Origin of the sequence: Pseudoalteromonas rubra (assembly GCF_000238295.3) — a bacterium.
Lineage (GTDB): Bacteria > Pseudomonadota > Gammaproteobacteria > Enterobacterales > Alteromonadaceae > Pseudoalteromonas > Pseudoalteromonas rubra.
The window spans coordinates 14,031-26,617 of the sequence record NZ_AHCD03000036.1 but is presented as its reverse complement, the minus strand read 5'-3'; the positions used below and the strand labels follow the sequence as shown (position 1 = coordinate 26,617).

At 50.6% G+C, this 12,587-nt stretch carries 7 protein-coding genes and 2 pseudogenes; 8 read left to right on the top strand and 1 reads right to left on the bottom strand.

Features of this window, described 5'->3' with window-relative positions; all coding sequences use genetic code 11:
* Nucleotides 1–2,163 (bottom strand): fatty acid oxidation complex subunit alpha FadB, encoded by a 2,163-nt coding sequence (fadB, locus tag PRUB_RS17120; RefSeq protein ID WP_010384840.1) that lies wholly within the window; start codon nt 2,161–2,163, stop codon nt 1–3.
* Nucleotides 2,164–2,519: 356 nt separating this feature from the next.
* Here fadB and PRUB_RS17115 point away from each other — a divergent pair, with 356 nt between their 5' ends.
* The 8 genes and pseudogenes from PRUB_RS17115 (at nt 2,520) to PRUB_RS17080 (ending at nt 12,494) form a co-directional block, all read left to right on the top strand.
* Complete coding sequence (locus PRUB_RS17115) at nt 2,520–4,421, top strand: transglycosylase SLT domain-containing protein (protein WP_010384839.1); 1,902 nt, start codon at nt 2,520–2,522, stop codon at nt 4,419–4,421.
* 130 nt (nt 4,422–4,551) lie between these two features.
* On the top strand, nt 4,552–5,877 hold the full coding sequence (pepQ, locus tag PRUB_RS17110; RefSeq protein ID WP_010384838.1) for a Xaa-Pro dipeptidase: 1,326 nt from the start codon (nt 4,552–4,554) through the stop codon (nt 5,875–5,877).
* 68 nt (nt 5,878–5,945) lie between these two features.
* Nucleotides 5,946–6,287: pseudogene (locus tag PRUB_RS17105) on the top strand (YigZ family protein); the annotation flags it as partial.
* A 197-nt stretch (nt 6,288–6,484) separates the two neighbouring features.
* Entirely contained in the window at nt 6,485–7,810 is a 1,326-nt protein-coding gene (gene pepQ / locus PRUB_RS17100) for a Xaa-Pro dipeptidase (protein WP_010384838.1), read from the top strand.
* Between the two features lie 68 nt (nt 7,811–7,878).
* Nucleotides 7,879–8,496, top strand: coding sequence for a YigZ family protein (locus tag PRUB_RS17095; RefSeq protein WP_010384837.1), 618 nt, complete (start codon nt 7,879–7,881; stop codon nt 8,494–8,496).
* A gap of 76 nt (nt 8,497–8,572) precedes the next feature.
* A complete protein-coding gene (locus PRUB_RS17090) occupies nt 8,573–10,024 on the top strand; it encodes a TrkH family potassium uptake protein (RefSeq protein ID WP_010384834.1) in 1,452 nt (483 codons plus the stop codon).
* Between the two features lie 163 nt (nt 10,025–10,187).
* Nucleotides 10,188–11,162, top strand: a pseudogene (locus PRUB_RS17085) (potassium transporter TrkG); the annotation flags it as partial.
* Nucleotides 11,163–12,023: 861 nt separating this feature from the next.
* The gene (locus tag PRUB_RS17080) at nt 12,024–12,494 is read left to right on the top strand and encodes a hypothetical protein (RefSeq protein WP_198452368.1); all 471 of its coding nucleotides are present in this window, start codon (nt 12,024–12,026) and stop codon (nt 12,492–12,494) included.
* Nucleotides 12,495–12,587 lie beyond the last annotated feature (93 nt).

Genomic DNA, 12,587 nt, shown 5'->3' with positions numbered 1-12,587 from the left:
TTACTGACCCTCCACTTTGTAGAATACTTTACCGGCAGCTGCCCACTCACGGGTTTGCTCCGACACCTGATAGATTTCGCCTAACTGTGCGTATTTGTCGGCGATTTTCACGAACTCCGCCAGACCCAGTTGATCCAGATAACGGAATGCGCCACCCCGGAATGGTGGGAAGCCAATACCGTAGATCAGTGCCATATCGGCTTCTTGTGGTGAGGCAACGATGCCTTCTTGCAGACACAGCAACACTTCGTTGATCATCGGTACCATACAGCGCTCGATGATGGTTTGTTTGTCAAATTGTGCAGGTGCATCACAAATTTCGCTCAGCAGGGCAACGGCGTCGGCATCTTTGCTCTTCTTCAGGCGACCTTTGCGATCCGGTGCATACTGGTAGAAACCTTTCTGGTTTTTCTGTCCAAAGCGATTTGCGTTGGCCAGGTGGGCAACCGGATCTTTGTCCTGACGTGCCATGCGGGTTGGGAAACCATCCGCCATCACGCCGGTACAGTGATTGGCTGTGTCGATCCCAACAACGTCCAGCAGGTAAGCCGGACCCATCGGCCAGCCAAAGACATTTTCCATGACTTTGTCGACTTGTGTGAAGTCAGCACCTTCCACGACGAGCTGGCTGAAACCGGCAAAATAAGGGAACAAGACGCGATTCACGAAGAAGCCCGGACAGTCGTTCACAACGATTGGCGACTTGCCCAGCTTCAGTGCATAGTCGACAACAGCCGCAACGGTGTCATCTGAGGTTTTCGCGCCGCGAATAATCTCAACCAGCGGCATTTTTGGCACCGGGTTAAAGAAGTGCATACCACAGAAGTGCTCAGGACGCGCCAGTCCTTCTGCCAGTTCATCGATGCGAATGGTTGAAGTGTTCGAGGTCAGGATAGTGCCAGCGGGTAGTTGCTGTTCAAGGCCCGCCAGTACGGTTTTCTTGACTTGTGGGTTTTCGACAACCGCTTCAACGATGATGTCACTGCCTTCCAGGTCACGGTCATTCAGCGTCGGCTTGATCTGTGCCAGCGTGCCAACCATTTTGTCCAGCTTCATGTGACCACGCTCGACTTTTTTGCCCAGCAACTTAGCCGCTTCGCCCATGCCCAGGTCCAGCGCGCCCTGACTGATGTCTTTCATGACAATCGGTGTGCCTTTATACGCCGACTGGTAAGCGATACCGCCACCCATGATGCCAGCGCCCAGAACGGCTGCTTGCTTGATGTCAGTCTGGCTTTGTTTCGCCTGTTTCTTGGCAACGCTTTTGATGTACTGATCGGCCAGGAAGATCCCGGTTTGTGCCGCGGCTTCTGCGGTTTTAGCCAGTTTGGCGAAGCTTGCATTTTCGACTGCCATCGCTTCATCGCGACCCATATTGGCTGCAGCTTTGATGGTTTTAACCGCCATTACAGGTGCCGGGTAGTGGCCTTTGGTTTTGGCCATGACCATGCCTTCGGCCATCGCAAAGCTCATGCCTTGCTCAACGCGGTTCATTTTCAGCGGGTCGAGCTTGATTTGGCGTTTAGCGCGCCAGTCCAGCTTACCGGCAACGGCTTGCTCCATGGTACGCAGTGCGGCGTCCATCAGCTTATCCTGAGCGACGACGGCATCCACTGCACCGACTTTTAGCGCGTCAGCTGCGCGGTTTTCTTTACCTGTGGTGATCCAGGTCATCGCGTTGTCCGCACCAATAAGGCGTGGCAGACGTACGGTACCACCAAAGCCTGGCATAATGCCCAGCTTCACTTCTGGCAGGCCAATTTTTACGCTATCAGAAGCAATACGATAATCGGTAGCAAGTACCCACTCGCAACCACCGCCCAGTGCCAGACCATTGACCGCAGACAAGGTTGGGAAAGGTAAATCTTCTAGGGCATCAAATACGTCGGTGGCTGCTTTGATCCATTCAACCAGCTCGGCTTCCGGGCGGTCAAAGGTGGGCAGGAATTCGAAAATGTCGGCACCAACAATAAAGTGGTCTTTGTCGGAGCTAAAAATCAGGCCATCGATGTCATCACGTTGTGCCAGCTCTTTGAGCGCCGCATGACAATCTTGCAGGGTTTGCTGAGATAATTTGTTGACCGAACCTGGCAAACAAAACTTAAACTCAGCGATTTTGCCTTTGTAGAAATCCACAACAAAGGACTCGCGTTTCATTAACATACATGTTCTCCCGTGTTTTTACACTGGTACGATGAGTTGTCATTTCATTCAGTGTGGCGTCTTTAAAAGAAAATTGCAATGAAAAATTTACCGCAGGTTTACTGCAAAGGGTTAGGCACAATGCTAAGGTGGTTTGGCTGATTATTTTCCGGATGACAAGGTTTGTCCGGACGTTAAGCCTTGGGCAAGTTGTCACACAATAGTCTGGTGTCAAACACACGACTGTTTGGTGTGCACACAGTGCGCCCGGGCAGGGAACTCACAGAAAGGAAGGTGTTTTGGTGTGGGCCTTTTTTAGTTGCATTTTAGACACCCCAGAACATTGACTGCCAATCAAGAGAATGAAAGTTAAGCCTATGAAATTATGGTTTAGTCGTTTTGCTGTCACGTGCCTTGCAGTGTGCAGCGGGGCCTGGAGCCACCTGGGACAAGCTGCGGATCCGCATCAGGCGTTCAAAGACGCAGAGCGGGTGGCGTGGAGTGGCAATTATCGGGCCTTTAAAAAGTCGCTTGCCGAGCTCGATCATCCCCTTAAGCCATATGTTGAGGCAACCTTCTATAAACGCCATCCAAAACTCAAATATCAGGACGAGATAGGGCGCTTTTTGTCAATTTATGATCATACGCCACTGGACTGGATGGTACGAAAGAGCTGGTTGAATTATCTCAAGCGTCGCAATAAAAAAGCCCTCTTTATAGAACATTATCAGGACACCACCAATGCGGAGCTGAAATGTACCTACTTACAGTTCCAGCTGGACCTGGGCGCGCCAGAAAAAGCCATTTTGGATCAGGTGGAGCCATTGTGGGTTGTCGGTAAGTCTCAACCTAAAGCTTGCGACAAATTGTTTAGCCGCTGGCAAAAAGCCGGGTATCGGACACAAGCGCTGGTGTGGCAAAGGATCACGCACGCCGCGCAGGGCGGTCAGGCGTCGCTACTCAAGTATTTAAAAACCTTGTTGCCCCGCAAAGAAGCCTACTTGGCAGATCTCTATCTTAGCGTACGGCGCGATCCCAGCGCATCTGCTGGTCTTTACCGATATAAGCAGCGCTCTGCCAAAGAAGCAGAGATAGCCGTTTATGGTGTCCGACGTTTGATCTGGCGCGATCCTAAGTTGGCATTACGCGCCTGGGATAAATTGCAGGGCATGTTTACCTTTACGCAGGCACAACAGGACAGTGTGGCATATCGGTTTGCCTTGGCGCTGGCGTCCAAAGGTCATGAGCAGGCTAAGTTCTGGCTCAACAAAGTGCCTCAGGAGTTACAGGATAAGAAACTGCGTCAGTGGATGATGAGTAATATGCTTAAAGAGCAGGATTGGGAAGGGATAGCCGTGCTGTTTACGGGCATGGAAAATCTCAGTCATGGTCAGACATATTGGCTGGGCTATAGCTATGCCAAACGCAATCAGATGGAGAAAGCGCAAGCCTTGTGGCGACAAATTGCATCGAAGCGTGATTATTATGGCTTTCTTGCTGCTGCGCGCTTGGATCTGCCTGCGCAACTCAATGCTGAGCCGCTGAATGTGCCGCCGAGCATTGTGGCCAAGGTATCACAAGCGCCCGGCTTTAAAAGGGCGAAAGCACTCTATGAGCTGGAGCGTTTTACCGCAGCGCGGCGCGAGTGGAACTATTTAACCAATACCTCCAGCACCGCAGAAAAACTGGCGGCGTCGGTACTGGCGGCTGAACTCGATTGGTATGACAGCACCATTTATACGCTGGCACAGATCAAAGCCTGGAACTATGTAGACTTACGTTTTCCAATGGCATTTGATGATCTGTTTGTTCGCTATAGCGAACGCAATAAGGTTGATTTGGCGTGGAGCTTTGCCATCGCACGTAGAGAAAGTTCATTCGCGCCCGATGCTCGCTCCCATGCAGATGCATACGGTTTGATGCAGCTACTGCCCAGCACCGCGAAGTATGTGGCTAAGTCACGGGTATCGACACGTCAATTAATGAAACCGGCGACCAACATTCGTCTGGGTACCGATTATCTCGATTACCTAAAAGGCAAGAATAAAGGCAATGAGATCCTGGCCACAGCCTCTTACAATGCCGGCTTTCATCGTGTGAAGCGCTGGATCCCGCGAGAGGCCATGCCTGCGGAGTTATGGATCGAATTGATCCCTTATCGGGAAACCCGTGACTATGTCAAAAATGTCATGGCGTATCGCCAGGTTTATCACACCAAGTTAGGTCGTGAGGGGAACATTCTGGCTGGCATTCTCGATATGCAGATTGGCGGTAAGTAAAGCGTATAACCTATTCAGTTGTCGGTTTGTCTCGCGATAGCGAGGCTGACCGCGGCCGGCTTTACTTCTTTAAACCTGTGGCGCTATGTTAGACTCAGTGACAAGCGAATTAAATAAAATGGGTACACCAATGGAACAATTAGCAAATTTGTATGCCGAGCATATCGCAACGCTGCAACAGCGTACGAAGACCATAATTGAACGTGAGAATCTGGATGGGCTCGTTATCCACTCCGGACAGGCCAAGCGTCAGTTTCTGGATGACATGTATTATCCGTTCAAGGTGAACCCGCAATTCAAGGCGTGGTTACCGGTCATCGATAATCCGCACTGTTGGCTGGTCGTGAATGGCACTGATAAGCCTAAATTGATTTTCTATCGCCCAGTGGATTTCTGGCACAAAGTACCGGATGAGCCCAATGACTATTGGGCTGACTATTTTGACATTCAACTGCTGATTCAGCCCGATCAGGTTGAACAATACTTACCGTACGACAAAGCAAACCTGGCTTATATTGGTGAGTATCTTGAGGTGGCACAGGCACTTGGATTTACGCAGGTGAACCCGGAGCCGGTGATGAACTATTTGCACTTCCACCGCGCTTACAAGACCCACTATGAACTTACTTGTTTACGCGAAGCAAATCGCCTGGCAGTGCTGGGCCACAAAGCCGCGCGCGATGCCTTTTATGCCAAAGAGTCGGAGTACGGTATTCAGCAGGCCTATTTGCAAGCCACTGAGCACATGGAAAATGACACGCCGTATGGCAATATTGTGGCGTTAAACGAAAATTGTGCGATCCTGCATTACACGCATTTTGAGCGTCGTGCGCCGCAGCAGCACTTATCCTTCCTGATTGATGCTGGGGCTAACTTCAATGGTTACGCATCCGATATTACGCGTACTTATGATTTTGCGCGTCAGGGAGAATTTTCTGATCTTATCCAGGTGATGAATACTCATCAGATTGAATTAGGTCAGGGATTACAACCGGGTAAGCTATACGGCGAGTTGCACCTGGACTGCCACAAGCGCATTGCTCAGGTGCTGGTGGATTTTGATCTGGTGCGTGGTCTGAGCGTTGATGGGATCCTGGCGCAGGGCATTACATCGACGTTCTTCCCGCATGGTCTGGGCCACCACCTGGGCTTGCAGGTCCATGACATGGGCGGTTTTATGGCGGATGAGCTGGGGACGCATCAGGCACCACCTGAAGGCCATCCGTTCTTGCGCTGTACGCGTAAGATTGAAGCTGGTCAGGTATTTACCATTGAACCTGGTTTGTATTTTATTGATTCTCTTTTGGGTGATCTGGCGCAAACGGACAACAAACAGTACATTAACTGGGATAAAGTGGACGCATTCAAGCCATACGGCGGGATCCGCATTGAAGATAATATCATTGTCCATGATGACCGCCTGGAGAATATGACCCGGGATCTGGCGCTGGATTAACCCAGCGTCCGGGTTAACTGTGTTAAACTGGGAGCCTTGTGCTCCCCGTGTTGTTTTGTTGAATTCCCATGTCTGAATACGCCATTCCAAGCAGTACCATTTCACATCACGAAGAAATTAAGAAAAGCACGTTTATCGTGCACATTGCCCATACGCCCACTCTAGAGGATGCCAAGGCATTTATCCGCGCGATTAACGAGCAATATCCGGATGCCCGGCATAATTGCTGGGCTCATATTGCCGGTGCACCGGGTGGCAGCCATGTGCTGGGCTTTTCAGATGATGGGGAGCCCAATGGCACGGCCGGTAAACCAATGTTAAATGTGTTGCTGGGCTCCGGACTCGGAGAGATCACCGCCGTGACTACGCGTTATTTCGGGGGTATCAAGCTTGGTACGGGTGGACTGGTACACCAAGTTAGGTCGTGAGGGGAACATTCTGGCTGGCATTCTCGATATGCAGATTGGCGGTAAGTAAAGCGTATAACCTATTCAGTTGTCGGTTTGTCTCGCGATAGCGAGGCTGACCGCGGCCGGCTTTACTTCTTTAAACCTGTGGCGCTATGTTAGACTCAGTGACAAGCGAATTAAATAAAATGGGTACACCAATGGAACAATTAGCAAATTTGTATGCCGAGCATATCGCAACGCTGCAACAGCGTACGAAGACCATAATTGAACGTGAGAATCTGGATGGGCTCGTTATCCACTCCGGACAGGCCAAGCGTCAGTTTCTGGATGACATGTATTATCCGTTCAAGGTGAACCCGCAATTCAAGGCGTGGTTACCGGTCATCGATAATCCGCACTGTTGGCTGGTCGTGAATGGCACTGATAAGCCTAAATTGATTTTCTATCGCCCAGTGGATTTCTGGCACAAAGTACCGGATGAGCCCAATGACTATTGGGCTGACTATTTTGACATTCAACTGCTGATTCAGCCCGATCAGGTTGAACAATACTTACCGTACGACAAAGCAAACCTGGCTTATATTGGTGAGTATCTTGAGGTGGCACAGGCACTTGGATTTACGCAGGTGAACCCGGAGCCGGTGATGAACTATTTGCACTTCCACCGCGCTTACAAGACCCACTATGAACTTACTTGTTTACGCGAAGCAAATCGCCTGGCAGTGCTGGGCCACAAAGCCGCGCGCGATGCCTTTTATGCCAAAGAGTCGGAGTACGGTATTCAGCAGGCCTATTTGCAAGCCACTGAGCACATGGAAAATGACACGCCGTATGGCAATATTGTGGCGTTAAACGAAAATTGTGCGATCCTGCATTACACGCATTTTGAGCGTCGTGCGCCGCAGCAGCACTTATCCTTCCTGATTGATGCTGGGGCTAACTTCAATGGTTACGCATCCGATATTACGCGTACTTATGATTTTGCGCGTCAGGGAGAATTTTCTGATCTTATCCAGGTGATGAATACTCATCAGATTGAATTAGGTCAGGGATTACAACCGGGTAAGCTATACGGCGAGTTGCACCTGGACTGCCACAAGCGCATTGCTCAGGTGCTGGTGGATTTTGATCTGGTGCGTGGTCTGAGCGTTGATGGGATCCTGGCGCAGGGCATTACATCGACGTTCTTCCCGCATGGTCTGGGCCACCACCTGGGCTTGCAGGTCCATGACATGGGCGGTTTTATGGCGGATGAGCTGGGGACGCATCAGGCACCACCTGAAGGCCATCCGTTCTTGCGCTGTACGCGTAAGATTGAAGCTGGTCAGGTATTTACCATTGAACCTGGTTTGTATTTTATTGATTCTCTTTTGGGTGATCTGGCGCAAACGGACAACAAACAGTACATTAACTGGGATAAAGTGGACGCATTCAAGCCATACGGCGGGATCCGCATTGAAGATAATATCATTGTCCATGATGACCGCCTGGAGAATATGACCCGGGATCTGGCGCTGGATTAACCCAGCGTCCGGGTTAACTGTGTTAAACTGGGAGCCTTGTGCTCCCCGTGTTGTTTTGTTGAATTCCCATGTCTGAATACGCCATTCCAAGCAGTACCATTTCACATCACGAAGAAATTAAGAAAAGCACGTTTATCGTGCACATTGCCCATACGCCCACTCTAGAGGATGCCAAGGCATTTATCCGCGCGATTAACGAGCAATATCCGGATGCCCGGCATAATTGCTGGGCTCATATTGCCGGTGCACCGGGTGGCAGCCATGTGCTGGGCTTTTCAGATGATGGGGAGCCCAATGGCACGGCCGGTAAACCAATGTTAAATGTGTTGCTGGGCTCCGGACTCGGAGAGATCACCGCCGTGACTACGCGTTATTTCGGGGGTATCAAGCTTGGTACGGGTGGACTGGTACGCGCTTATGGCGGGACACTTAACAATGCGCTGGACACACTGCCGACTCAAATTAAGATCCCCGCCACGACCTTAGTGGGTGACTCTGACTATGGCCTGCAGGGAAGTATAGAGCAGCACCTTAATAGCCAGTACACCGTACTCAACATAGATAAGCAGTATGGCGCATCTATCTCCTGGGAGATTGAACTGGATAGTCGTGAAGCAAAAACAGCGATTGCGTCGGTGCATGATCTGACGCATGGTGCCGTGTCACTGAGACTCAAAGCGTCCTGAGACGGGTTTCGCGGTTTACTAACTGAGTGATGTATTAGACAATCAGGTGTAATTACAATAACTCGCGAATCGCGCCATGCAATTTCGTACCATTATAAAGATACTCGGACAGCTTGTAGCGCTCTTTAGTCTGACTATGGTGCCACCGGCTCTGGTGTCTTTAATCTATAAGGACGGCGGTGGTGTGCCGTTTGTCCTGGCATTTATCTTTAGCGTGCTGATTGGCCTGATGGCCTACTACCCAAACCGCAAAGAGCAGGGCGATCTGAAAGCCAGAGAGGGCTTCCTGATCGTGGTCTTGTTCTGGCTGGTACTGGGGGCTTTTGCGGCTGTGCCGCTGATCTTCTTAAGTGAACCCAATCTGTCGTTTGCCGATGCGGTTTTTGAGGCCTTTTCTGGCCTGACAACCACAGGGGCAACGGTATTGACGGGCATTGAATACTTGCCCAAATCTGTCCTTTTTTATCGTCAGCAATTGCAATGGCTTGGTGGTATGGGGATCATTGTTTTGGCCGTTGCGGTATTGCCAATGCTAGGCGTTGGTGGCATGCAGCTATACCGGGCCGAGACACCTGGCCCGGTTAAGGACTCGAAAATGACCCCCCGGATAGCCGATACCGCCAAGCATTTATGGTATATCTATGTGACTTTGACACTGGCCTGTACGCTGGCTTATGCCTGGGCCGGGATGAGCTGGTTCGATGCTATCTGTCATGCGTTTGCGACGATTGCCATTGGCGGGTTCTCGACCTATGACGCCTCAATCGGTCACTTTGACAGCCCGATGATCAATGCCATTTGTGTGTTCTTCCTGCTCATTGCCGCCGCCAACTTTTCACTGCATTATGCCGCCGTGGCGGGCCGTAACATTAAAGTTTACTTCAGAGACCCTGAGCTCAAGGTCTTTCTGTTTATTCAGCTTGCGCTGGTGGTGTTATGTTTTGCGGTGCTGTCGTCTAAGCAGGTATACAGTAATGGTGACGAAACGCTGGATCATGCACTGTTTCAGGCGGTCTCTATCAGTACCACCGCGGGCTTTGCCACAGACAGCTTTGCGGCCTGGCCTTTATTCCTGCCTATTTTGCTGATCTTTTCCAGTTTCATTGGGGGATGTGCAGGGTCAACCGGTGGCGGCATGAAAGTGGTGCGAGTTTTCCTGCTTTATTTACAGGGGATCCGGGAGCTAAATCGTCTGGTGCACCCTCGTGCCATATATTCCATTAAGCTGGGGCGTAAGGCACTACCTGATAAAGTAGTCGAAGCCGTATGGGGATTTTTCTCGGCCTATGCCCTGGTCTTTGTGATCATCATGATTGCCTTGCTGGGTACCGGACTGGACAACATCACGGCGTTCTCAGCAACCGCGGCATGTTTAAATAACCTTGGCCCGGGATTGGGTGATGTTGCGGCTCATTATGGGGATATCCCCGACTCAGCGAAATGGATTTTAACCTTGGCCATGGTATTCGGCCGTCTCGAAATTTTCACCCTGTTAGTACTGTTCACCCCCACGTTCTGGCGTGGGTGAGGCCAGACCGATATGCCAGTGGCATATCGCAGCTGGCCGAACGCGAGTCCGGGGGCGCCGAGCCTTGGATGGTCGAGCCGGAATACACCGCCATGGATGGCTTTCTGCACCAATCTAAACTGGTTGGCCGAACGCGAGGTCGGGGGCGCCGAGCTGTGGATGGCTATACCGGGCCGAGACACCTGGCCCGGTTAAGGACTCGAAAATGACCCCCCGGATAGCCGATACCGCCAAGCATTTATGGTATATCTATGTGACTTTGACACTGGCCTGTACGCTGGCTTATGCCTGGGCCGGGATGAGCTGGTTCGATGCTATCTGTCATGCGTTTGCGACGATTGCCATTGGCGGGTTCTCGACCTATGACGCCTCAATCGGTCACTTTGACAGCCCGATGATCAATGCCATTTGTGTGTTCTTCCTGCTCATTGCCGCCGCCAACTTTTCACTGCATTATGCCGCCGTGGCGGGCCGTAACATTAAAGTTTACTTCAGAGACCCTGAGCTCAAGGTCTTTCTGTTTATTCAGCTTGCGCTGGTGGTGTTATGTTTTGCGGTGCTGTCGTCTAAGCAGGTATACAGTAATGGTGACGAAACGCTGGATCATGCACTGTTTCAGGCGGTCTCTATCAGTACCACCGCGGGCTTTGCCACAGACAGCTTTGCGGCCTGGCCTTTATTCCTGCCTATTTTGCTGATCTTTTCCAGTTTCATTGGGGGATGTGCAGGGTCAACCGGTGGCGGCATGAAAGTGGTGCGAGTTTTCCTGCTTTATTTACAGGGGATCCGGGAGCTAAATCGTCTGGTGCACCCTCGTGCCATATATTCCATTAAGCTGGGGCGTAAGGCACTACCTGATAAAGTAGTCGAAGCCGTATGGGGATTTTTCTCGGCCTATGCCCTGGTCTTTGTGATCATCATGATTGCCTTGCTGGGTACCGGACTGGACAACATCACGGCGTTCTCAGCAACCGCGGCATGTTTAAATAACCTTGGCCCGGGATTGGGTGATGTTGCGGCTCATTATGGGGATATCCCCGACTCAGCGAAATGGATTTTAACCTTGGCCATGGTATTCGGCCGTCTCGAAATTTTCACCCTGTTAGTACTGTTCACCCCCACGTTCTGGCGTGGGTGAGGCCAGACCGATATGCCAGTGGCATATCGCAGCTGGCCGAACGCGAGTCCGGGGGCGCCGAGCCTTGGATGGTCGAGCCGGAATACACCGCCATGGAGGGCTTTCTGCACGAATCTCAGTTGGATGGCCGAGCCGGAATATACCGCCATGGATGGCTTTCTGCACCAATCTAAACTGGCTGGCCGAACGCGAGTCCGGGGGCACCGAGCCTTGGATGGTCGAGCCGGAATACACCGCCATGGAGGGCTTTCTGCACGAATCTCAGTTGGATGGCCGAGCCGGAATATACCGCCATGGATGGCTTTCTGCACCAATCTAAACTGGCTGGCAGAACGCGAGGCCGGGGGCGCCGAGCCTTGGATAGTCGAGCTTGAATACACCGCCATGGAAGGCTTTCTGTACTAATCTCAGTTGGCTGGCCGAACGCGAGGCGAAGGGCCCAAAGTGTCGACGAGTCAGCTTGTTTCATCACCTATCCAAAAAGACCGGTCTGACTCTTTCGTTGCTGTCACAGAGTAAGACCAGTCTGTTGCTCAGCATGCTCCCAAAGCAAATCTAAATGACCTAATAAAGGTATGTTTGTAAATTTTTTAATATTTATTTTTCTGACCTTTACATTTCGAAATAATTACAATTCTATTTAAATCATGTGGATAGTGTGGTTTTTGAAAAGTTGTGTGTTAGTCAAATTAACGCTGGTTAAAAAAATATATCAAAAAACGCAAAAAATGCATTTTTTCATTAGCGGCGGTGTCATATTTGTATCGTCAGGGTTAACTCCCTACTTTTTTTAAGTTACCCACACCGGACAGTGGGTGTTGCCAGAAAACAAAACTATGAGGAATGGCCGAGATGTTTGCCATGTCACATCAAAATAAACATAAAGCAATTCAAGCAGGGATGATCAGCCAGGTAAACCTGTCTGACGGCGCCAGTGACTTAACTGAATGTGTGGCTCAGCTTAACCAGTATATGAGTGGAACCGGGTGCTTACAGTATGATAGTTGCCTGCCATCTTCTCACGGAAGTGTCCCACTACAGCGTGACGATGGCGTCGAAGCCGGTGAGTGCGTGATCGGTATTATTTCAGAAAATGCATTGTGGCAAACACGTACTTTGCCTCCTCTGGTGCTTAAAGAACACACTGGACGGCTAACACACACGGATCATGAGCACATGCTGGGTATTACCTTTATTACAAAACGTAATGGTGAACCTATGCTGTTCTTTACCGAGCATTATGAACAACACCTGGCTCTGAGTACGCTCGAAGTACAAAGCCGTATGATGACGCTCAGAGATGCAGCAATTTTGCTGAAAGGATATTTATAACAAGGGTAACCCTGTTCCTGTAATGGGTTTTTCACCATTATAATAATTGTATTTTGCTGCTACACTATCAGCAGAGTAGTTAGCAGGGTTACA

What these genes read in the sequence shown, in the direction of transcription:
- fadB (WP_010384840.1), bottom strand. Translation starts at nt 2,163, where the DNA reads ATGTTAATGAAACGCGAGTCCTTTGTTGTGGATTTCTACAAAGGCAAA.
- PRUB_RS17115 (WP_010384839.1), top strand. Translation starts at nt 2,520, where the DNA reads ATGAAATTATGGTTTAGTCGTTTTGCTGTCACGTGCCTTGCAGTGTGC.
- pepQ (WP_010384838.1), top strand. Translation starts at nt 4,552, where the DNA reads ATGGAACAATTAGCAAATTTGTATGCCGAGCATATCGCAACGCTGCAA.
- pepQ (WP_010384838.1), top strand. Translation starts at nt 6,485, where the DNA reads ATGGAACAATTAGCAAATTTGTATGCCGAGCATATCGCAACGCTGCAA.
- PRUB_RS17095 (WP_010384837.1), top strand. Translation starts at nt 7,879, where the DNA reads ATGTCTGAATACGCCATTCCAAGCAGTACCATTTCACATCACGAAGAA.
- PRUB_RS17090 (WP_010384834.1), top strand. Translation starts at nt 8,573, where the DNA reads ATGCAATTTCGTACCATTATAAAGATACTCGGACAGCTTGTAGCGCTC.
- PRUB_RS17080 (WP_198452368.1), top strand. Translation starts at nt 12,024, where the DNA reads ATGTCACATCAAAATAAACATAAAGCAATTCAAGCAGGGATGATCAGC.